22 protein-coding genes and 1 other annotated feature are annotated in these 23514 nt (G+C 33.6%); of the genes, 13 read left to right on the top strand and 9 right to left on the bottom strand.

From position 1 onward, the window contains the following. Positions 1-238: 238 nt before the first annotated feature. Positions 239-439, top strand: a binding site (T-box leader). Positions 440-636: 197 nt separating this feature from the next. From cimA to CLORY_RS12155, 3 genes are all read left to right on the top strand, one after another. Then, positions 637-2223, top strand: coding sequence for a citramalate synthase (gene cimA, locus CLORY_RS12165; RefSeq protein WP_139376028.1), 1587 nt, complete (start codon positions 637-639; stop codon positions 2221-2223). Positions 2224-2300: 77 nt separating this feature from the next. Continuing rightward, positions 2301-3368 (top strand): 3-isopropylmalate dehydrogenase, encoded by a 1068-nt coding sequence (leuB, locus tag CLORY_RS12160; RefSeq protein ID WP_079424767.1) that lies wholly within the window; start codon positions 2301-2303, stop codon positions 3366-3368. Next, positions 3365-4228 carry a prephenate dehydratase gene (locus CLORY_RS12155; RefSeq protein WP_242954406.1) on the top strand — a complete coding sequence of 288 codons (864 nt, stop codon included), beginning with the start codon at positions 3365-3367 and terminating at the stop codon, positions 4226-4228. Before leuB ends, CLORY_RS12155 begins: the two co-directional genes overlap by 4 nt. Before the next feature lie 253 nt (positions 4229-4481). Here CLORY_RS12155 and CLORY_RS12150 read toward each other — a convergent pair whose 3' ends face one another. From CLORY_RS12150 to CLORY_RS12135, 4 genes are all read right to left on the bottom strand, one after another. Further along, positions 4482-5006: a hypothetical protein gene (locus CLORY_RS12150; protein ID WP_079424765.1), complete on the bottom strand. Its 525-nt coding sequence runs from the start codon at positions 5004-5006 to the stop codon at positions 4482-4484. 20 nt (positions 5007-5026) lie between these two features. Further along, positions 5027-5662: a J domain-containing protein gene (locus CLORY_RS12145; protein WP_079424763.1), complete on the bottom strand. Its 636-nt coding sequence runs from the start codon at positions 5660-5662 to the stop codon at positions 5027-5029. Beyond that, entirely contained in the window at positions 5646-6515 is an 870-nt protein-coding gene (locus tag CLORY_RS12140) for a DUF5685 family protein (RefSeq protein WP_079424761.1), read from the bottom strand. Before CLORY_RS12140 ends, CLORY_RS12145 begins: the two co-directional genes overlap by 17 nt. A 98-nt stretch (positions 6516-6613) precedes the next feature. Further along, positions 6614-7240 carry an epoxyqueuosine reductase QueH gene (locus CLORY_RS12135; protein ID WP_079424759.1) on the bottom strand — a complete coding sequence of 209 codons (627 nt, stop codon included), beginning with the start codon at positions 7238-7240 and terminating at the stop codon, positions 6614-6616. Positions 7241-7495: 255 nt separating this feature from the next. On the opposite strand from CLORY_RS12135, the gene CLORY_RS12130 reads away from it, so the two are divergent. The 5 genes from CLORY_RS12130 (at position 7496) to CLORY_RS12110 (ending at position 12606) form a co-directional block, all read left to right on the top strand. Continuing rightward, a complete protein-coding gene (locus CLORY_RS12130) occupies positions 7496-8701 on the top strand; it encodes an argininosuccinate synthase (protein ID WP_079424757.1) in 1206 nt (401 codons plus the stop codon). A 236-nt stretch (positions 8702-8937) separates the two neighbouring features. Then, on the top strand, positions 8938-10257 hold the full coding sequence (gene argH, locus CLORY_RS12125; protein ID WP_079424755.1) for an argininosuccinate lyase: 1320 nt from the start codon (positions 8938-8940) through the stop codon (positions 10255-10257). A gap of 369 nt (positions 10258-10626) precedes the next feature. Continuing rightward, positions 10627-11424, top strand: a complete 798-nt coding sequence (proB, locus tag CLORY_RS12120; protein ID WP_079424752.1) for a glutamate 5-kinase — start codon at positions 10627-10629, stop codon at positions 11422-11424. Positions 11425-11534: 110 nt separating this feature from the next. Further along, positions 11535-12173 (top strand): GyrI-like domain-containing protein, encoded by a 639-nt coding sequence (locus tag CLORY_RS12115; protein WP_079424750.1) that lies wholly within the window; start codon positions 11535-11537, stop codon positions 12171-12173. 118 nt (positions 12174-12291) lie between these two features. Further along, entirely contained in the window at positions 12292-12606 is a 315-nt protein-coding gene (locus tag CLORY_RS12110) for a hypothetical protein (RefSeq protein WP_079424748.1), read from the top strand. A gap of 36 nt (positions 12607-12642) precedes the next feature. Here CLORY_RS12110 and CLORY_RS12105 read toward each other — a convergent pair whose 3' ends face one another. Continuing rightward, positions 12643-13191, bottom strand: coding sequence for an NADH peroxidase (locus tag CLORY_RS12105; protein WP_079424746.1), 549 nt, complete (start codon positions 13189-13191; stop codon positions 12643-12645). A 397-nt stretch (positions 13192-13588) separates the two neighbouring features. On the opposite strand from CLORY_RS12105, the gene CLORY_RS12100 reads away from it, so the two are divergent. Continuing rightward, positions 13589-15454, top strand: coding sequence for an LTA synthase family protein (locus CLORY_RS12100; protein ID WP_079424744.1), 1866 nt, complete (start codon positions 13589-13591; stop codon positions 15452-15454). A gap of 273 nt (positions 15455-15727) precedes the next feature. Next, a complete protein-coding gene (locus tag CLORY_RS12095) occupies positions 15728-17041 on the top strand; it encodes a sugar porter family MFS transporter (protein ID WP_079424742.1) in 1314 nt (437 codons plus the stop codon). Positions 17042-17181: 140 nt separating this feature from the next. Here the strand turns inward: CLORY_RS12095 and CLORY_RS12090 are convergent, their stop codons facing one another. Next, positions 17182-17889, bottom strand: a complete 708-nt coding sequence (locus tag CLORY_RS12090) for a DUF5131 family protein (RefSeq protein ID WP_079424740.1) — start codon at positions 17887-17889, stop codon at positions 17182-17184. Positions 17890-17900: 11 nt separating this feature from the next. Next, positions 17901-18353: a hypothetical protein gene (locus CLORY_RS12085; protein ID WP_079424738.1), complete on the bottom strand. Its 453-nt coding sequence runs from the start codon at positions 18351-18353 to the stop codon at positions 17901-17903. A gap of 369 nt (positions 18354-18722) precedes the next feature. On the opposite strand from CLORY_RS12085, the gene CLORY_RS12080 reads away from it, so the two are divergent. Further along, complete coding sequence (locus CLORY_RS12080) at positions 18723-18917, top strand: helix-turn-helix transcriptional regulator (RefSeq protein ID WP_079424736.1); 195 nt, start codon at positions 18723-18725, stop codon at positions 18915-18917. 78 nt (positions 18918-18995) lie between these two features. Here the strand turns inward: CLORY_RS12080 and CLORY_RS12075 are convergent, their stop codons facing one another. Further along, entirely contained in the window at positions 18996-19778 is a 783-nt protein-coding gene (locus CLORY_RS12075) for a helix-turn-helix domain-containing protein (RefSeq protein WP_079424733.1), read from the bottom strand. A 419-nt stretch (positions 19779-20197) separates the two neighbouring features. Between CLORY_RS12075 and CLORY_RS23290 the strand changes: the two genes are divergently transcribed. Beyond that, positions 20198-20347, top strand: coding sequence for a putative holin-like toxin (locus tag CLORY_RS23290; RefSeq protein WP_169911609.1), 150 nt, complete (start codon positions 20198-20200; stop codon positions 20345-20347). Positions 20348-20595: 248 nt separating this feature from the next. Here CLORY_RS23290 and CLORY_RS12070 read toward each other — a convergent pair whose 3' ends face one another. Then, positions 20596-21480, bottom strand: coding sequence for an AraC family transcriptional regulator (locus CLORY_RS12070; RefSeq protein WP_079424730.1), 885 nt, complete (start codon positions 21478-21480; stop codon positions 20596-20598). Positions 21481-21645: 165 nt separating this feature from the next. Here CLORY_RS12070 and CLORY_RS12065 point away from each other — a divergent pair, with 165 nt between their 5' ends. Beyond that, positions 21646-23439, top strand: coding sequence for an L-fucose isomerase (locus CLORY_RS12065; protein ID WP_079424727.1), 1794 nt, complete (start codon positions 21646-21648; stop codon positions 23437-23439). The last annotated feature ends 75 nt before the right edge of the window (positions 23440-23514 follow it).

The following is a 23514-nucleotide window of genomic DNA, read 5'->3' as shown; positions in this document are numbered from 1 at the left end:
AAAATGGTTACACCCGACGGAGGCATTTGTAGCGAGTTTAGCAATTATCCGTGTCTTTTAGGCAAATTTCCGTTAAGATGGCGAATTGTTTGAGGCGCAGCCGAGTTATGAGCCATTAGGAAATTTGCTTAAAAGATGTGGCGTAATTGCTTAATGAACGTAATCGGCCGACATAGGGTGTAACCATTTTTTACTTGACAGTACCGTATATTTATGCTAAATTAAAAGCAATAATGATACAAGAACTATGATAAGGAAGAGTAATAAGCATTAAAACTTTAAAAGAGAGTGGGGTAAGGTGAAAGCCCATGGGTCATATGTTTATGAAAATCACCTTTGAGTCGCAGGTCGAACTAAAGTAGACTGTGCCGGGATTATATCCGTTAAAGCTATGAGTTAGAAATTTGGGTGGTACCGCGAGTAGACTTTCGCCCCAGTGGGCGTGGTCTGCTCTTTTTTTATACTTTTTTATATTTTTTATGGGGCAAAATTTAATTAGGAATTGTAATTATGAAAGAGTAAAGAGAAAAGAGTAAAGTGAAGGAAGAAATTCTGCTAAGCAGAATTTTAACCATAATTCCTTATTCCTCATTCTAAATTCCTAATTAGTATATATCGAAAGGGGGCTTTATTTTGATAGAAGATAAAAGAGTATTTGTATATGATACTACACTTCGTGATGGTGCTCAGGCGGAGGGAATATCATTTACACTACATGATAAAATTAAAATTTGTACACTGTTAGATGAGTTTGGGGTGGACTACATCGAAGCAGGAAATCCTACTTCCAATCCAAAAGATATAGAGTTTTTTAATACCTTCAAAAGCAGCAAGCTTAAAAATGCAAAGCTAGTAGCTTTTGGAAGTACCAGAAAACCTATGGGCAAGGTTAAGAATGATTCAGGGGTCAATGCACTTATAAATTCGGGTGCGCCTGTCGCAGCAATATTCGGCAAGTCTTGGGATATGCATGTCACTGAAATACTCAGAACTACATTAGATGAGAATTTAAATATGATAATGGATACAATAGCCTATCTTAAAGCAGCCAATCTTGAGGTTGTTTTTGATGCTGAACACTTTTTTGATGGCTATAAAAGAAATCCAGAATATGCTGTGAAGACTATAGTTACAGCAGAAAAAGCTGGAGCTGATTGGATTGTCCTTTGTGATACTAACGGAGGAACTCTTCCGCTGGAGATTGCTGACATAGTTGAGAAGGCTAAAGAAGCAGTTAACACACCTTTAGGAATTCACTGTCATAATGACAGCGGAGTTGCTGAAGCAAACACTGTTTTAGGTGTTCAAAAGGGTGCAAAGATGTTTCAGGGAACTTTTAATGGATATGGTGAAAGATGTGGTAATGCTAACATTACGACTCTGGTGCCGACATTAGAGCTTAAAACTGATTTCAAACTTAAGTGCTCAAAGAATTTAACAGATATATCTAGTGTTTCAAGATATGTAAGTGAGATAGCAAATATGGCTCATAACCAGAAAGCGCCTTATGTAGGAAACAGCGCTTTTGCTCATAAGGGTGGAATGCATATTGATGCTGTACTTAAGGATCCAGAATCCTTTGAACACATTTCTCCGGAGCTTGTAGGCAATAATAGAAGAATACTAATGTCAGAAGTTAGCGGAAAGAGTACAGTAGTTAAAAAGATACAGCGTATAGCTCCTTGGGTTACAAAAGACTCAAAAGAAGCTCAAGGTATTATAGATAAAATAAAACAACTTGAATATGAAGGATATCAATTTGAAGGAGCAGATTCCTCATTTGAACTTATGGTAAGAAGAATGCTTAATATGAACCAAAAGTTCTTTGATGTTAAGGATTTTAGAGTTCACTGTGAAAACAAATGGGATGAAGAAAACAGCGCCTATGCAATAATTAAAGTGGAAGTGGATGGCAGGGAGGAATTAGCTGCCGCAGAAGGCGATGGACCTGTAAATGCTATGGATGGAGCGCTAAGGAAAGCTCTTAAGGTATTCTATCCACAGCTTAATGATATAAGACTTACAGATTACAAGGTTAGAGTATTAGATACAGCAGAAGCTACGGCTTCAAAAGTAAGAGTTCATATTGAAACTGCCAGCAAAAATAAAGTTTGGGGAACAGTTGGAGTTTCTACAAATATAATAGAGGCAAGCTGGGAAGCACTAGTTGACTCTATAGAATATTTTCTATATGAAGAAAAAAGTAAAAAGGGGGAATCTTAAATAGAAATGAAAATAGTATCTAAGATGATAAATAAAGTTAAAATTATGAACTATATTACAGGAGAGGTGGAGAAATAATGAAATTAGCAGTAATTCCAGGTGATGGTATTGGACCAGAGGTAGTAAAACAGGGACTAAAAGTTTTAAATGCAGTAGCAAAGAAGTACAAATTTGAGGTTGAAACTCAGGATGTTTTAATGGGAGGAATAGCGATAGATAAGACAGGAGTTCCGCTTCAAGATGAAACAGTTAAGATATGTAAAGAAAGTGATGCAGTGCTTCTTGGCGCTGTAGGCGGAGAGAAATGGGATAAGCTTCCTGGAAATTTGAGACCAGAGGCTGGACTACTTGGTATTAGAAAAGCTTTAGGTGTTTATGCAAACTTAAGACCAGCAGTAGTATTTCCACAGCTTAAATCAGCTTCAATGCTTAAGGAAGAAGCACTTAAAGATGGACTTGACATAATGATAATAAGAGAGCTTACTGGTGGAGCTTATTTTGGAGAAAAGAAGAGAGTACAGCTTGAGGACGGAACCTATAAGGCATGGGACACAATGATTTATAGCACTGCTGAAATAGAGAGAATAACACATATGGCTTTTGGTATTGCCAAGAAGAGAATAAACAAGCTTACTCTTGTAGATAAGGCAAATGTTCTTGAAAGTTCAAGACTTTGGAGAGAAGTTGTTACAGATATTGCTAAGCAGTATCCAGAAGTTGAGCTTAACTATATGTATGTTGACAATACTTCAATGCAGCTTATAAGAAATCCATCCCAATTCAATGTAATACTTACAGAGAATACTTTTGGAGATATCATTAGTGATGAAGCATCTATGATAACAGGTTCTTTAGGAATGCTTCCATCAGCTTCATTAGGTGATGGAAATGTTGGACTATATGAGCCAATACATGGTTCAGCACCAGATATAGCTGGTCAGGATAAAGCAAACCCTATAGCAACTATAATGAGTGTAGCAATGATGCTTAGATATTCTTTCAATATGCTTGATGCTGCAGATGATATTGAAAAAGCCATCAATAAGGTTCTTGACAAAGGTTACAGAACAGGTGATATTGCAATAGAAGGAACTAAAGTTGTTGGTTGTGAAGCTATGGGAGATCTTATAGTAGGTGAAATATGATTAATGAGCTGGAACTTAGAAAACAGCTTTTGAAAATGGGAAATGAGAAGATAGCATACTTCGGAGTGCCAGGATCTTATAGCCATGAGGCCATGCTTAATATATTCGGTGAAGAAGCTGATGCCATATACAGAGAATCCTTTGAAGAAGTTTTTAAGGTGCTTGTAGAAGGAAAAGTGAAATATGGTGTCCTGCCTATAGAGAATTCTTCCACTGGAGGAATCACCGATGTTATGGACCTTTTGAAGAAATATGATTGCTATGTTGTGGGTGAAAAATGTATAGCTATAAATCATTGCCTTATGGGCATAGATGGTGCTAAATTAGAGGATATTGAAGAAGTTTATTCTCACACTCAGGGGCTTCTTCAGTGCAAGGAGTTTTTAGAGCAGCATAAGCAGTGGAAGCTTTTTGATTATTACAATACAGCTAAAAGTGCGGAATATGTTAAAAGCAGCAACTCTATTCATAAGGCAGCTATAGGTGGAAAAGCAGCAGCAAAACTCTATGGACTTAATATAATCAAACAACCAATTAATAGCAACAAAGAGAATTACACTAGGTTTATTATCATCAGTAAGGAACTTATGAGCTTTGAGAACTCGGACAAGATAAGCATAATTTTAAATCTTCCTCATGTAAGCGGTTCTTTGTATAACGTAATAAAAGTTATATATGAGAATAATCTGAATATGATGATGATAGAATCGAGACCAATTATGGGTATGCCTTGGGAATATTCCTTTTATATAGATTTCGAAGGGAATTTGAAGGAAGAGAGAGTTAAAAAGGCTATAGACATAATCAAAGAAAAGAGTGCTGACTTTAGACTAGTTGGAAATTATAAAAAGGATATGTAGAGTCAGATACAAATGATAAATTCAAATCAGTGAAAAAGGTTTAGCTATATAAGTTGCAATAAAGTTCTTACATCGTGGCTTCTAAAATATCACTGCTGAATCGGTTCGACCCTAGGATTTTTTAGAAGTCAGAATGTATTAGAACTTTCACAACTTATATAGTTTAATTGTTAGGAAATGTATAAAAGAAGCCGCGTGAGAGGCTTCTTTTATTTTTGAGAAAATAATTATATAGTTCACTAATATTTTCTTTTTAACTTTTTTCTTTTCCCTTTGTTTTTTTCTTTTTTATAAACTTATTATCAATGTATGCTATTATTTCTGTCAATGCGTAATCATAGATGACAAACCCTACTTCAGCAGCAGCTATGATAGCGTAAACAGGAAGTTTAGAAGTCATTTCTGCAGTAAAAAGAGCAGAGTATAATTTGTATATAATAAATATACTTAAATTAAAATATACTAGCTTTAGTGGTATTTCATATAGAGTTTTCCTTAATGACTCTACATAGTATTTTACAAAACCGTAGAGACCAAAAAAGACTGCATAGGATAAAGCCATACCCTTAGCACCAATTAAAAAAGCTAATACTGCAGAAGCAGCATATACTATTGCGCTATTTTTAACGCCTGTAGTTAGTATCGAAAAAGGTATTATTGCCGAAGCCAAAGTAAGCAAAGAAAGCTTGCTTGTAGGTAATATATTTGAAAAATACACTATAAGTACTGTAAGTGCAGTATATAATCCTCCTCTAGCTATCTTTTGAGCGTTACTCATATGTTCACCTCCGTGTGAAATTAGCAGCAGCCTATTAAATCTCCGCCTGAGCATTCACATAAACTGTCAAGACACCATAATTTAAGGCAGCAGTCAAACATATCATTTCCCGAAGACTGTCTTCCGTAATAATTATTTCGATAGGAATTATTCCTATTGTGCATTCTGCTTAAAGCATCTTGATATTCTCTATTGGCTGGATTCATATTACAAGCAGTTGCTACGTAATTTTGAGCACTGTCATACCAACCCTTTTTCATATGCAGCATACCCATTAAAAAGTTCCATTCTGCATCCTTAGTAGGCATAGAATTAAGTGCATCCTCAGCATTTCTATAATTACCATGCTGAATATCCATACGTATATTGTTATATTGTTGCCCGGCAGTGTTTGGATTATTATAAGAACTTGAACTATTATATTCACTTCTCTTTGAATATGAACTACTGGAAGAGCTGGTGCTAGAAGAAGCATTCTTCATTAAGTATTCGTAAGCTTCGTTAACTTCTATCATTCTCTCTTCAGCTAAATCTTTAAGCGGGTTATTTCCATATTGATCAGGATGATACTTCTTAGCTAATTCTCTATAAGCTTTTTTTATTTCTTCCTTTGAAGCACCTTCTCTGACTCCAAGAATCTCATAAGGGTTCTGCATTTGATAATTCACTCCTTCTAAAAACTATATCTATCTTTTCCATTAAACCAAATTTTAATATATTATACAATAGTTCCTGGTTTTTATTAATAGGCAGCTGCTGGAGAAGTTCAGAACATGTTGAAGCACAAGAAAGGAGAATAAATTCTATTTTTTCCTCAATTGACGGTTTAAAGGTTTCATAAGGAATTTCTTCTTTATTATATATGGAACAAATCAAATTAAATTTATTATCTCTCATATCCTTTTCTAAATCATCCATAGCGTCTATTATATATATCCATTTTCCTATATTATAACCTAGCCAATATAAAATTTCCTTAAATTCATAATTATCGTCAAAATAATTTGACATCAGAAAACCTGTAAGGTCGGCAAATTCATGAGATATTTCATCAATACTAAGTGAAACTGCTTTTTTTTCCTTTGCATAAAGTCTATCCAAATAGGATTTTACCTTAAGTTTAAAATCCTTATCCTTAATGTATCTATTAAGAAAAACACTCATTAACTTACTTTTTACTGATTTATCATCTTCAGCATTATCTAGCAATTTATAATATGCAAGTATTACATTACATTTAGCTGCATAATCTAAGGGTTTGCTATTATGAAACCTTAGTTTCTTTTTTGTTGGATGCAGCGCACATGTAAACTTCTCAATTTGAGAGTCATCCTTCTCTAGTGCATCTAAAAGAAGTGCAAGAAAAGTCATATCATAGTTTAGTACAAGTCTTGGCAAATTGCCATGGTTCTTTTTAATTGAATGGCATAAGCCGCAATAATAAGCTTTAAACCGTTCGTAATCTCTGATTTTTAATTCGAGCTTGCAAGGTACAACATAGCCAAACATTTTTATAGGCACTCCTTTTTATCCATGTACGCTTATAAGTATATCATAAAAGGTTATTTTTTAGCCATACATATAATATGAAAGTTTTGTTTATGAGTTTATTTTGACATTTCTTCTGCATATTTTTTAGAAAAAATGCATCCGCAGTAGTTTTGCCTATATAAATTATATTCATTAGATAGCTCTATTGAACGCTTATATCCATTTTTCTTTTTAAAATCTGAATATAGATAATTTACACCATATTCTTTTGATAGATTTTCCCCTATCTCATTAAGTTTAGCAGCATTTTTATATGGACTAATAGAAAGTGTTGTTGTAAAATAGTCAAAATTATTTTCTTTAGCCATATATGCACTTTCTCTAAGTCTCAGTTCATAACAAGAGAAGCATCTTGGACCGCCTTCTTTATCATTTTCATAGCCTTTTGCAATTTGATAAAAAGCCTCGGTATTGTAGCGGCCTTCAATAAACTTTATTTCATGCTTAACTTTGATTTCTGAAATAAAGGTTTTAATTTCATTTACTCTTTTATAATATTCATGTTCTGGGTATATGTTAGGGTTATAATAAAAAACTGTTATTGAAAAGTATTGACTTAAATACTCCAAAACATAACTGCTGCAGGGTGCACAACAGCTGTGCAGCAGTAGTGTCGGTACAGTACCGCTCTTGGTCAATTCATTAATCGTTTGATCCAGTTTTAATTGATAATTGATTTTCATCGTACCATCCTTTATTCATATTATACAGTTTATTTATAAACAATATTTTATCACAAACGGCTTGCGAACTAAATAGGAGCATCTTGTTAAAAAAACTAATGAATAATTATGAAAATATATTGCATAATTATAAAAAGTGTTTTATAATAAGTACATGGTTTTACTAATTGGAACATGGATTTAAGATAGTTCCAAGAAATAAAGAATTGATTATATTTTAAGGTTTATATACATATAAGGAAAGGGAGTATAATAATGAAAGAAAAAGTTGTACTAGCATATTCAGGAGGCTTGGATACATCAATAATAGTTCCATGGCTTAAAGAAAACTATGATTGTGAGGTTATAGCTGTTTGCGCTGATGTTGGACAAGGCGATGATATGGATCAAGTTAAAGAAAAAGCAATAAAAAGCGGAGCAGACAAGATATATGTAGAGAATCTTCAAGAAGAATTTGTTACTGAATATTTATACAACGCAATAAAAAGCGGAGCTAAGTATGAAGGAAGATATTTGCTTGGTACATCCTTTGCAAGACCTTCCATAGCTAAAAGGTTAGTGGAAATAGCACATAAAGAAGGGGCTAAATATATATGCCATGGATGCACAGGTAAAGGAAATGATCAGGTTAGATTTGAAACTGGTATAGCATGTTTTGATCCAGATATAAAGATAATTGCTCCATGGAGAATTTGGGACATAAAGTCAAGAGAAGATGCTATTGATTATGCTGCTAAAAAGGGTATAGAAGTACCTGTTACAAAAGAAAAGATATATTCAATGGATAAAAACCTATGGCACTTAAGTCATGAAGGCGGAGACTTAGAGGAACCAACAAATGAGCATAAGAAGGAAATGTATCAGATGACTGTACATCCTGAAGATGCACCTGACAAGCCTGAGTATGTAGAAATTTATTTTGAAAAAGGTGTTCCGCTTAAGATAAACGGTGAAAAACTTTCTCCTGTAGCTTTAATTGAAGAGGCTAATAAGATTGCAGGAAGAAATGGTGTAGGAGTAATAGATATAATTGAAAACAGATTAGTTGGTATGAAGTCAAGGGGAGTGTATGAGACTCCTGGCGGAACTTTACTTTATGAAGCACATGACTATTTAGAAATGATCACGATAGATAAACAGACATCACATTTTAAGCAAGTAGTAGCAGTGAAATATGCAGACCTTGTATATGATGGACTTTGGTTCACTGAATTAAGGGAAGCATTAGATGCTTTCATAGATGTAACTCAGAAAAATGTAACTGGTACCGTTAAGCTTAAATTGTATAAGGGCAGCATGATGGTAGCATCAATTGATGCAGCTAATCCTCTTTATGATGAAGGAATCTCATCTTTTGGTGCCAGCGAATTATATGATCATAAAGATTCAGCAGGTTTCATAAAATTATTCTCACTTCCGTATAAGATAAGAGCTATGGTTAATAATAAAAAAGAAAAGTAAGAATTTTTATATCTCATCAGGTAAAGCCATTGAATTGTTTTACTTGATGAGATATTTTATAGATAATAACCATTAAATAAAAGACGAACTAAATGCTCTAGACGGAATAGTTAAGAGAAAGTGCATTAAACTTTTCTCTTACCCATTTAAAGCATACACTAACTGTTAAATATTATCTTCATTTAATGCATTTTCTTGGTTCGCAATATATATAGATTATTGAAAGGAAGTATATTATGAAATTATGGGGCGGCAGGTTTAAGGAAAATGAAAATAAGCTTATGGAGGATTTTAATTCATCATTAAGCTTTGATAAGGTAATGTATGAGGAAGATATAAAAGGCAGCTTTGCTCACTGTGAAATGCTTTATAAATGCGGCATAATATCTGAAGAGGACTATAAGGCTATAACACAAGGACTTCAGAGTATATATGACGATATACAAAGCGGAAAGCTGTTAATTGAAGGAGACTATGAAGACATACATAGCTTTGTAGAGTTGAATCTTACACAGAGGGTGGGAGAAGCCGGGAAAAGACTTCATACTGCCAGAAGCAGGAATGATCAAGTAGCAGTGGACACTAGATTATATGCTAGAAAAAAAGCATATGAAATCATTGAAAGTATAGATAAACTTATAAATACGTTAAAAGAAAAAGGTAATGAAAATGAATATATAATGCCAGGCTATACTCATCTTCAGAGAGCTCAGGTAGTAACCTTCAGATACCATCTTCTTGCTTATGTTAATATGCTTTTAAGAGATAGAAGACGAATTGAAAATACGATGGAAATCATGAATGAGAGTCCTCTTGGCTGTGGTGCTTTAGCTGGCACAACCTATGATATAGATAGAGTGTTTACTGCAGAAAAGCTTGGATTTAAGAAACAGGTAGATAATTTTCTTGACGGTGTAAGTGACAGAGACTATCTGGTAGAATTATTATCTGATTTTTCGATAATAATGATGCATTTAAGCAGACTCAGCGAAGAATTGATATTATGGAGCAGCAAAGAATTTAATTTCGTTACAATGAGTGATGAATATTCTACAGGCAGCAGCATAATGCCTCAAAAGAAAAATCCGGATGCGGTAGAGCTTATTAGAGGAAAAACTGGAAGGGTGTATGGTTCTTTAATGGCATTACTTACTGTATTAAAGGGAATTCCTTTGGCATATAACAAGGATATGCAGGAAGATAAAGAGAATTTTTTCGATGCTGTTAATACAGTTTTGTCCTGTTTAAAAATAATGAATGAAGTAATAAAGACATTGACCGTAAATCATGATAAAATGGAGAAAGCGGTAAGTGAAGGCTTTTTAAATGCTACTGAAGTTGCAGACTATTTAGTTTGTAAGGGTATGGCATTTAGAGATGCTCATAAGGTTGTAGGAGAGATAGTAATTTTCTGTGAGGATAACGGAAAGGATATTTTATCCTTAAGCATGGAGGAGTTTAATAAGTTCAGTGGACTCTTTGATAAGGGAATTTACGAGTATATTGAGTATAAGAATATACTGAAGAAAGGCATTAAGAAGGAAATAGTATTGTAATATAAGGATATTGCGAATTAAATGCTCTAGACGGAATAGTTTAGAGAAAGTGCATTAATTAGGTATAAGAGTAAAGAGAAAAGAGTAAAGAGTAAAGTGAAGGTTAAAATTCAGCCATGCTGAATTTTGATTGTATAGAGACTCCTAATTATTTTGATAATCCTTGTGTAATATTATGTATAGTTTTAGTTTAAAAAGTTTTCTGTTGATTATCAGATTAAAATTCTCAGAAATTCTGCACAGCAGAATTTCTTCCTTCACTTTTCTCTCTTCTCTTTACTCTTTTATCTTATCATGGTCAGTAATAAATTTATACTTCGCATAAAACCAACCTTTGCCGTAATTAATTTTGAAAGGATTGTACACATCATGGAGAGAAGAAAGGAATACATGACTTCTGTTAAAAGGGTGGTAATAAAGGTGGGATCATCTACGCTTACACATCCCAATGGATTACTTAACTTGTCATGCATAGATGGATTGGTTAAACAGTTAAGTGATCTGCATAACAGCGGACTTGATGTTATATTGGTGAGCTCTGGAGCTATTGCTGCTGGTATGGGAAGATTAGGACTTAAGTCAAAGCCAAAATCAATACCACAAAAACAAGCTTGTGCAGCTATTGGACAAGTAACGTTAATGCATATGTATGATAAATTTTTTGGCGAATACGGAAAAATAACAGCACAAATACTTATTACAAAAGAAGACATGGAGCATAAGGATAGATTAATTAATGCAAGAAATACTTTTATGACTATTATTGAGGATAAGGCTATACCTATAGTGAATGAAAATGATGCTATCACCACAGAAGAGATAAAAATAGGTGACAATGATACACTTTCAGCTCATGTCTGTAGGTTTGTCGAGGGAGATTTGCTGATTATAATGACTGATATTGAGGGATTATATGACAGCAATCCAAATGAAAATCCAGATGCAAAACTTATTGGATATGTGGAAAAAGTTACGGATGATATAGAGGCTTTGGCCGGCGGAGCTGGCTCAAATCTTGGTACAGGTGGTATGAAAACTAAATTAAGTGCTGCAAAGATAGTAAATGATGCCGGAGCTGCTATGGTTATTGCTCATGGTTCTACGCCTAATATTTTGAATAATATATTGAGCGGAGAGAATATTGGTACATTTTTTGATTGTAAATAAGAATTGTCACGTGCCAGGCACGTGACATTTATATTTTTTTGATTTTTAAATAATGTTGACATTCCTGTGCAGGGGATGGTTTATACTAGATTTGAGGAGGGGATAAGATTATGACTGATAAATTTGATTTTAAAAAAGAATTTAAAGAATTATATATGCCTAAAACAAAACCAATGATTATTGATGTGCCTGAAATAATTTTTATAATGATTGATGGTAAAGGAAATCCTAATACCTGCAAAGAATATAAAAATGCAATGGAAGTGCTATATGGCCTCTCGTATTCAATAAAGATGAGCAAGATGAGCGGAACGCAGCCAGATGGATATTTTGAATATGTTGTTCCACCGCTGGAAGGTTTATGGTGGACTAATGGTGAAAGATTTGATGGAATACATATTAAGAATAAAGATGAATTTTGTTGGACATCAATGATAAGACAACCTAATTTTGTAACGGTTGAAGTATTTGAAACAGCGAAGAAGGTCTTAACTAAAAAGAAACCCAATCTTGATTTATCCTTAGCAAGGCTTGAAGTCTTTAATGAGGGAAAGTGTGCACAGATAATGCATATTGGTTCTTTTGATGACGAGCCCTCAACGATAAAAGTTCTAGAAGAATTTATTGTTGAAGCAGGGTATCAAAACGATATTTCAGAAAAAAGAAAGCATCATGAAATCTATTTGAGTGATCCAAGAAAAGTGTCCTCAGAGAAGCTAAAAACAGTAATAAGACATCCAATTGTTTAAGAGCGGGTAACTCTTTTAAATTAGTATATTAATTGTATAACAATCAGAAAATATCACTGAATAAAAAATATTTTTTTCATACATACTAATAACATAAAAATATGAGGATGTGGTTGGTATGTATACTAATTTTAATTTTGGACCTGGAGGAACCTGGGGATTTCCGCTCATATGGAACGATTTTCATGATGAAGTAGATAACTATAAGACAGCGCATGATTCTTATAATGTTTATGTAAATAATGATTATGTTGGTAAGAAGGTCTTGGTTGCGCAGGGAGAAAGAGTAGAAGACATAAAGAGCTTTTTAAATACACAAGGTTTTACAGAATTTAGTTCAGAAATAGTAGGAAATGCATTTAACATAGTTTGCGATGAGGATGCTAAAGAACACATAAAAGAGGCAGTAGAGGTATATATACACAATAGATAAGTCTAAATGTCACGTGCCAGGCACGTGACATTTTATTTATTTACCAAAATATCTATCTAATAATCCTTTGAATGCACAACCATGTCTTGCTTCATCTTTGCACATCTCATGTACTGTATCATGAATTGCATCATAATTCAATTTTTTAGCAAGAGTTGCTAAGTCCTTCTTACCTTGACAAGCACCCTGTTCAGCATCAACTCTAGCCTGAAGGTTCTTCTTAGTATCAGCCCATACAACTTCTCCAAGCATTTCTGCAAACTTAGATGCATGTTCAGCTTCTTCGAAAGCTATTCTCTTATATGCTTCAGCAATTTCAGGATACCCTTCTCTATCAGCCTGTCTGCTCATAGCGAGATACATTCCAACTTCACTGCATTCTCCAGTAAAATTAGCTCTAAGTCCTTCAACTACTTCTGGATCAACGCCTTTAGCAACTCCTATTACGTGCTGATCAGCCCAAGTCATTTCGCCTTCAACTTTTTCTATAAATTTATCAGCTGGTGCACCGCAAACTGGACATTTTTCAGGTGCAGCATCTCCTTCATAAATATAACCACATACTGTACAAACAAATTTTTTCATTAATAATTCCTCCCAAACAAATTTATATTTCTTTTTATGTATTTGATATTGTGTTTGATTTATCTTACAAGAGTTATTATATAATAATTATTATTAAAATACAATAGCTTTTGAAAAAAAATTTGAAAAAGTTTCTACACAATGAAAAGAATGATTTAATCAGAATGTATATGAATATGTGGAATAACATTGGTACTGGTCGAAAAGGTTTGATATGTAATTTATGCTGTGCTACAATATACTGCGGTAAGAAAAATTTGAATAGTTTACTGCTGCATGCGATTATTGCTTTCTGGTCATTATATCCTTATTTATATAAAGCTGAGGATATGAAATATATTTGTGTATAAATCCTATAAAATCAAAGGTATAAAATATTTTTAGGGGGAGAAATGTTATGGAGGTAATGGAAAATAAGAAGGGTATATTTTCAAAAATCAGATTTAAAGAAAGAATAAAGTATTTATTAAATGATAGGATTGCAGTGGCGGTATTTATACTCATGTTCATAAAGGATCAGCTTTTTATTAATGTGCTGCAGAGCTCTAAGGCATCTAAGCTGACTACCCATATTGACATGTATGCTGTGCTTAATTCCTACGTGTACATACTGTTTACTATAATTATTATCAGTTTAACCTTCTTATTAAAAAAGAGGGCTCATTTGTGGAGTTTAGTTATACTAAATATATTGTTTTCTATACTTATAATAGGAGATTTGTGGTGTTATAGAGGTTTTAGTGCTTTTTTAAGCCTACATACGCTTAGTGAAACAGGCAATCTTAATAATGTATCTGAAGGTATTATGTCTTTAGCAAGACCTGTGGATATATTTTTCGTAATTGATAATATATTTGTGATTATAGCAGCAATAAGAATGTCAAAAAGATATCAGGCTATGGAGAAGTTTAAAGGAACCGCTGGTATATTGTTTGTAGTCCCATTTATACTAATTTTATTTTTTCATGTTGTTTTTGATTTTCACGGTAATGGATATGAAGGACCAATGCTTTTTAAGACACAGTGGATACCATTTTCGACTATGAGAAATTTATCACCTATTGGCTATCATGTATATGATGCCTCTATGTTTATAGAAGATAATATGCCATACTCACTTTCTAAAAAAGATAAAAACGAAATTAGAAATTGGCTTGCGTATAAGAATGAAAATTTGCCGGATAACCAATATAAGGGAATATTCAAAGGAAAAAATCTGATAATAATACAGGTTGAATCTCTTGAAAACTTCATTTTAAATCACAGCTATAATGGTCAGGAAATAACGCCGAACTTAAATAAACTTTTAAAAAATAGCATATATTTTTCTAATTATAATGAACAGGTATATGATGGAACCAGTTCTGATTCTGATCTGATGACTAATGCTTCTGTATATCCTATAAGAAGGGGAAGCACATTTTTCAGGTTCCCTAATAATAAATATAATACATTGGCTCGTCTATTTAAAAAGGAGAATTATACAACTAGAGCGTTTCATGCAGACTATGGCTATTATTGGAACGTAGAAAATGCATTGACCAATTTTGGCTTCGATAAATTTAGGGGCATGGAGACATATCCCAAAAAGGATGTTTATATGATGGGACTTACAGATAAATCGTTTCTCACTCAGACTGCTGGTATGGTTATGAAGACCCCTCAGCCCTTTTACAGCTTTCAGGTTACGACAACTTCACATATGCCGTTTAAGATGCGAAAGGACATGAAAACAATGAAGATACCTGCAGATTTTGGTAAGACTTATATGGGGAGGTATTATCAGAGCTTTCATTATGCAGATGCACAGATAGGAAATTTTATCAATATATTGAATAAAAATGGACTCCTGAAGAATACTGTAGTTGCTATATATGGAGATCATACAAGCTTACATAAATACTATGGTGATGAAATAACAAAGATGAGACCCTATAAAAAGTGGTGGGATAATGGATACAGAATACCGCTTATATTATATAGTAAAGGTATGAAGCCTGAACAAGTAAAAACTATTGGCGGACAGATAGATATAATGCCTACACTTTGCTACACTTTTGGAATTGATTCTAAAGAATATGAAAACACTACTATGGGCAGAAATTTATTAAATACGAAAAAGAGTTTTGCATTGCTGGCTAATGGTACTATATTAGGAGCAGACAAACTGAGTAAAAAGGATATAGAGCATATAAAGCAATCATTTGATGTAGCGGATAAAATAATTAGGACAGATTACTTTTATCATATTAATCTTCATTAAAATCAGGCTATACCTCTAAAGAGTAAGAAAGATGGGAATTAAATAATAAACGATACAGCGTGTTTACGAAGAAGTTAAAAAGAAACAGTAAAATATTTTGAAGTTAGTGAATTAAGATAAGAAGGCAACAGAAGCAGTATAATAAGAGCACTTTGTGAATATTAAGAGTCAGGGCATAGGGTAGGAAGTGGTTGGAGGAGGCATTTTCCAGCCGACGGAAATCACTTCCTACCATTGCAATATTATTCGTAGTAATTTATTAAGGGGGACAACATGAGTAGTCGTAGTAACAATTTATCAAAAAGTATTTATATTTTTCTGTTTTTCGGAAGTTTAGCAGGAATTCTATATGGATATGCCGTAGGGAGCATATCATTAGCACTTCCTCCAATGACAAAAGACTTCGCGATGAGTTCAACACTTCAAGGGTTTGCTGGTAGTTTTGTAATGCTTGGAGCACTTCCTGCAATTATTGGTTCAACAATATTGGAAAAGAAGATTGAAAGAAAGAAACTATTAGTTATAGCTGGAATTATATTTATCATAAGTACTATAGGCGGTGCACTGGCACCATCAGCAAATGTATTTTTATTTTTTAGATTTGTACTGGGGCTGGGAGTTGGAGTTGCCAACATGTACTCACTTATATATATTGTAGAACTGGCTCCAGCAAATATAAGAGGAATAGCTGGTTCTATGTATCAACTGTGTGTTAACGTAGGAATATTTATTTCATACATTGCAGGTGCCTATTTTACTAAAACTGGTAACTGGAAGGCCATAATATTAATAGGTGCTGTTCCAGCAGCCATATTCGTAATAGGAATGGCAATGAGCCCTGCAAGTCCAAGATGGCTTATAAGAGATAAACAGATAGATAAGGCCAAAAGTATCCTAAGAAAGATTAGGAGCAATGAAGCTGAAGTGAAAAATGAAATTTTAGAAGTGCAAAAAAGTCTTTCGGCTAAAGATGCAGGCGTCGCAGTTTTACTTAAATATTATAAATCTAAAGTGTCTATTGTATTTGTTCTGGCATTCTTTCAGGTATTTACAGGTATAAATGCGGTAATATTCTATGTTCCTATAGTATTTAAGAACTTAAATATGCATAATGTATCTATTATTGCAGATATCTCAGTTGGAATAGCCTTGGTTATTGGAACGTTCTGCTCTTTATTTTTGGTGGATAGAAAGGGAAGAAGATTTTTACTTATGACGAGCTTTCTTATGCAGACATTTCCGTTGGTGCTTATAGGTATGTTTCCAACTAATGGAGTTTTAGATGTTATATGTGTGTTTGTGTACATATTTGCTTTTAGTGTTGGGCTTGGACCTGTATATGGACTTTACGTTCCAGAGGCTTTCCCGCTTCATGTAAGAGCTGCAGGCTGCGGGATAATAACATTTTGTCAATATACAATGAATTTCATACTTACAGCAATATTTCCAAGTATTTTTAATGCTATTTCTTTTAATACATTTTATGTATTTGGATTTTTATCTTTAGCAGCTCTTGTATTCGTGTATTACAAGGTACCGGAAACTAAAGGAAAGAGTCTTGAGAAGGCTGAAGTTGAAGCAGTTTAGAAGCAACTAAGAATTGTCTGAAATTTAGTTGATAGAACTTTGGCAAAATATCAATAATTAGATAGGAAAGAAGAATTCTCATCAACAGAGGATTCTTCTTTTATTACGCTTATATCCTGTATTTTTTCTTAAAAGAATAATTAACAGTCAATATTTGCTTTTTTTGCTTGACTGCATAAATCTCTGACATTAAGTGTATATTCCTTGCCGTCTTTAATAAAGTGAGTTCCACATTGTCTAAATTGAAAACGAACTCCTTTTGTTATGCACTGTTCTCGAATGGATAAAACCCAATTGTAATTCAGTGGTCTTGCATTTATATCAGATTCGCCACCAACTACCACCAATTCAACATTGTTTAGATATTTCTCTATATTTATTTCTTCAATAAGCGGCTGGCAAATCACATTCTTATGCTTTATTGGAAGGCTTGCAAACATAGAAAGTCTAAAGTCTGCTCTATCTTGATTTTCAACAGTGCAGCCAACAGTCACATTATCATATCCATCGTTCCAATCATTTGGAATACAGTCTAAAAACCTTTCGATTCTCTTTGTAAGAAAAATGAAATTCAAGTCTGAGCGTTCTCTTATCATTTTCCAGCATTCTTTTCTCCATTCATCAGCTTCTTTAATAAGAAAGTCTGTAGAAAAGCACACGTATACAGTTTGACCTGATTTGATTTTATATTCACCTTTTTTATTCTTTGCAGCAGGTGCATAAAAATTATCTGTTTTTACAATAATACTTGTGTCTATTCCTCTTTTGGCATCACCTTTATGAATATAGCAGTATTTACACCCTTCACTATATTTATTGCAGCCGCGCCACGGATTCCACATTGCCATAACAACACCACCTAAAATCTCGACTTGTCATAGTTATATGGAATGCTTGTACCGACAACTACATCTTCAATCTTTTCAATAATAAGCCAATCATCCATATTACCCTGATGTTCGAAGTCAAGAGGTTTTATTTCACTCACATTCCCAAACTCTATTAAGCACATACATTTTTTATGCCAGCGTTCTTGCTGCTTTTTAGATAAATTCAATTTTTCTTGATTATCAGCAAGTACCTTTACTATTTCATCTTCCGACAATTTAACGTGATTTTGAACTGATTTAACAGTTGCAGTTGCTGAAATTTTTCCTGTACCTTTTTTCATAAAGTAAAGTTTCTCACCTTCAAATACTCTACTATGAGGAATCTTTCTTCCTGCTGCCGCTCTGATAATCATTGTTTTAGAACCGTCTAATATTTTTTCTAATACCTTTTCTTTAGCATCACAATATACCAAATGTACCATACTAGTTCTCCTTTTATTGTTATTTTGAAACTGATAGGAGGAAATGCTATCGGTCAATCATATCTATACTTTAGTGAAATATCTATCTCTTAACACTAAAATACTCTATTTTAGATAATCCTACCTCTCTTTTTCTGCACAATAAAGAGAGGTTAATTAAATAATCTTTATTACGCAATTATCTACTTAAGCGTACCAACTAATTTCAATTGCTTTTCGCTATAATATTTACAATTATATCATAGGGCACCAATTTATCTCTACCAGTTTTTTTAAATATAAACCTATCTTCATTTATATCCGTATTTATGGTAATTCTATTAGCAGCAATCGCTATTCCATTTTTCTTTATTAGTAGGTGATTGAATTATGGTAAATAAAATCAAGGAATTGAGAAAATTGAAAAAGATGAGACAGGAGGATTTAGCATCAAGCTTACATGTTACGAGACAAACCATAAATGCAATAGAAAATAATAAATACAATCCTACATTAGAACTTGCAATGAGATTAGCCATATTACTAGACTCTACTGTCGAAGAGGTCTTTATACTCAATGAATAATAGTTAATTTAAAATGAGAGCGTACTCATACTTGTGTAAGCAAATCTGAATATGCTCCCTTATCATTCATCAAGTTAATTAAGAAACTACATCAAGAAATTGCGTTATCAATTCTATTTTTCCTTTTAATTCATCATCCGAATTTTTATTCGATCCAATAGCGATTATTTTATCAATACTTGAATGCTTATGTTTTTTAGAATTTTCAATTTTCTCACAAATTATAGATATAACAGTGAGTATCCCTTTTTTCAATTCAATAAAATAATCATCGCCCATAAACATTTCTGGTAATACAATCTCTCGGCACTCCCAAATGTGAGGTAGTGTTTTAGCTAATTTTATTGCTTTTTCATCTTCATTAACTTTCAAATATAGAAAGCAAAGATTTGTTTTAGTTGTACTTCTGATTTTTTCATTTGTACTATTCAAAAGTACACGTTCAGATAGCGCAATAGCTTCATTAAATAAATCATATTCTATATCAGTATTAGTTTTCAACGTTAATGCTAATGCAAGTTCAGACAACAATCCATAATTATTTGGATATAATTTTATAGCCTCTCTAAGTGTTTGAATAGCTTCGTTAATCATTCCTTTTGACTCATATTCATGGACAATAGAAAAAGTGCTGTTAATCTTTTCGATATTGCGGATTTCATCCATTCCCATCAATTCATCAATTGATACATTATAGTAATTTGCAATGCCTGGAAGCATGGTGACATCTGGATAAGTGGAGTTATTCTCCCAACGGCTAATTGCTTGAGGAGATACACCGAACACCTCTGCTAGCTTTTCCTGCGTAAGTTCGTTTTTAATTCGAAGTTTTCGAAGATTTTCACCAATTTTGATTTGCATAATTATTACTCCTTTATTTTTTAGAAGCTTCTGTAATAACAATATTACAAACAGCTTGGAATTACCATTACGTATTTGTTGAGTAAAGAACAACTAAAGTGAGATTATACATAATCCTCATTTCAAATTACTATATTCTTCTGAGCATATAAACATTCTTTACTTTATAATACTAACCAAGCTAGTAATTTATCAATAGTGAATAAATCAAAAGAATGGGCCTATATAATTACAGAGGATTCACTGCCTTTATATAGCTGAAACACTCTATTTTCCACATTTTTTATATATCTTAATTTCATTTATGTATTTTCATTTATAGAATTATACTAAATCATATGATATAATTTTTGAGTACAATTTATTAGTTGAATGTGGGCTACTGGTGTCATTCATCCCTGAGAAGGGAGGTGATGCATATGAGTAACGACGTTATAATGTTGCTATTTACTGGTGGATTATTCTTAGTTGCACTGTTAACATTTATAGTGTTACTTATAGATAAGATATCAAAAAATAGTAGCCCCGTACGCAAATGGTTAGCTACTATTTTTGTAAATAAATTCTAGTGATACCAGTTGCCTAGGCAACTGGTATCACTAGAATTGTATATCAGTAGAGTGTTGACGCACTCTACTTTTTTATTAACTGTATTTCTTATTTATATTATATCAAATTTTTATAAAAAATAAAACTATATACTTTCTCTATATAAAACTTTTTAACTAATGGATAAATTGGTAGCAGGCTCACCAAGTCTCGCCAACACCTCCGAGGTATAATTTTTTCCAATGCAGTAAGCATATTCATTATCACCCTACTTGTCACTTGTCATGAGGGTGGCACCATTTCTATTCTGTTTTGAATATCTGCTGGGCGTAATTCCCTTATATTTTTTGAAAGCCCGTATAAAGTAGCTAAGGTCATTAAAACCGCAATTATAAGCAATCTCGGTAATGGACAGGCTGGTTGATACAAGCTGGATGGAGGCACATTCTATTCTATAATAATTCACATAGTCTATAGGAGTACGATGAGTCATTTCATAAAAAAAATTGCAAAAGTATTTTCTTGACATTCCAACAACTCTTGAGAGATCTTCCAAGGCAAGTTGTGAAGAATAGGAGGCTTCAATTACCTTTAAGACTTTTTTGAGCTGGAGAATTTTTTTGCTGTCTTTTTGAGGCTGCAAATCGCTGACAGTGTATAATTTAGCTTCATATATAAGGCCAAGTACTTGATACAACGTTCCTAAGGTTATCAATTCATAGCCCTCTCTTTTTGCTTCCATGGCCTCGAATAATTTATGTATGGTATTATGTAGCTCAGAATTCACATTAGGGAAGTAATCATTAACGAGTATATTGTGATCGATTATATCTTGAATGTATTTTATGCCGCTATAATTTTCTTTTAGTAACATATTAACGTTAAACACAATACATTCATAAACACAATCTTTGGGTATTCCGGCGTGCAAGATGCCGTCACGTATAAAGATTACATCGCCTTCTTTTGCTACAAACTGTTTTTGATTCAACTCTACAACAAGTTCTCCTTTTAAAATTCGAATAATCTCATACTCTATATGCCAATGATAGGACATCATATATCTAGGATGCAGCTTATCAACATAGTGAAATTCTATAGGAAAATTAAAGGTACCTCTCTGCTTAATTTCATTATAATCTGAATATCTCATCAAATAAGTCTCCTCAAAAAATCTGAATATTGTTATATTTTTTGCTATTATATCACAAGTATTTAGAAAATTCCAATTATATAATGTAATCATTAACAAGAAAGAAAACACCTACATTGGAGTTACTCAAAATATATTGATGGTAATTAAAGGGAGGAAATTAAAATGCAAAAAAACAGACTAATAGGAGATTACCCAGTAATAGGTATTAGGCCTACAATTGATGGAAGAAGAGGAATGCTGGATGTCAGAGGTTCGCTGGAAGAACAGACTATGACTATGGCTAAAGCTGCAGCTGAACTTTTTACCTCAAACCTTAGATATACAAATGGCGAACCTGTAAAGGTTGTCATTGCTGATACTACCATTGGAAGAGTGGCAGAATCAGCAGCTTGTGCTTCAAAGTTCAAAAAGGAAGGCGTTGATATAACACTTACAGTTACTCCATGCTGGTGTTATGGAGCAGAAACAATGGACATGGACCCAATGACAATAAAAGGAGTCTGGGGCTTCAACGGTACAGAAAGACCAGGTGCTGTATATTTAGCATCAGTACTTGCAACACATGCGCAAAAAGGGTTACCTGCCTTTGGGATATATGGACAAGATGTTCAAAATGCTGATGATACAGAAATACCAGCAGATGTTAAAGAGAAACTGTTAAGGTTCGGAAGAGCAGCAGTAGCAGCAGCTACTATGAGGGGAAAATCCTATCTGCAGATTGGATCTATATGTATGGGAATTGGCGGATCAATAATAAGCCCAGAGTTTTTTGAAGAATATCTTGGTATGAGAGTAGAATCTGTGGATGAGGTTGAAATCATCAGAAGGATGACAGAGGGAATATATGACGAAGCTGAGTTTAAAAAGGCCCTGGCATGGACTAAAGAACACTGTAAGGAAGGTTTCGACAAGAATCCTAAGGAAGCGCAGAAGACTAGAGAGCAAAAAGATGCAGACTGGGAGTTTGTCGTTAAGATGATGTGTATTATAAAAGATTTGATGAACGGGAATGAAAAACTTCCAAAGGGCTGCGAAGAAGAAAAAGTAGGACACAATGCAATTGCAGCAGGCTTCCAGGGACAAAGGCAGTGGACAGATTTCTATCCTAACTGTGATTTTGCTGAAGCTCTTTTAAATACATCCTTCGATTGGAATGGACCTAGAGAAACTTATGTATTAGCTACAGAAAATGATACATTAAATGGTGCAACTATGCTTCTAAATAAGCTGTTAACAAATAGAGCACAGATATTTGCAGATGTTCGTACTTATTGGAGTGCAGAGGCTGTAAAGAAAGCAACTGGATATGATATTGAGGGAGCTGCTAAAGAAGCAGGCGGTTTTATACATTTAATTAATTCAGGTGCGGCATGTTTGGATGCAAACGGCGGAGCGAAGGATGCTGAAGGCAATGCTGTTATGAAGCCATTCTGGGAAATAATAGAAGAAGATCAAAACAGAATACTTGAAGCTACTACGTGGAATCCAGCTGATCAAGGATATTTCAGGGGTGGTGGCTACTCATCAAGATTTTTGACAAAGGATGTTATGCCTTGTACTATGGCTAGACTTAATATTGTTAAGGGATTAGGACCAGTTCTTCAGTTAGTTGAAGGTTGGACAGTAGCATTGCCTGAGGAGGTTAATGAAGTTCTCTGGAAGAGAACAGATTATACTTGGCCTTGTACTTGGTTTGCACCAAGAGCAACGGAAAGTGGAGCCTGCAAATCAGCCTATGATGTTATGAATAATTGGGGAGCTAACCATGGAGCGATAAGTTATGGTCACATAGGTGCAGATTTGATAACTTTGGCATCTATATTGAGAATACCGGTCAGCCTTCATAATGTTCCAGAGGAAAAAATATTCAGACCAGCAGCCTGGAATGCTTTTGGACAGGATAAAGAAGGACAAGATTATAGAGCATGTGCTGCTTATGGACCAATGTATAAGTAAGAGTTAAAGAGAAAAGAGTAAAGAGTAAAGAGAAGGATCAGTTGAAAATACTGTTGAAACATTTTTATAACTATT

This window comes from Clostridium oryzae (assembly GCF_002029235.1).
Lineage (GTDB): Bacteria > Bacillota > Clostridia > Clostridiales > Clostridiaceae > Clostridium_AE > Clostridium_AE oryzae.
The sequence above is the reverse complement of the archived record's forward strand: the minus strand, read 5'-3'. Positions and strand labels throughout refer to the sequence as shown.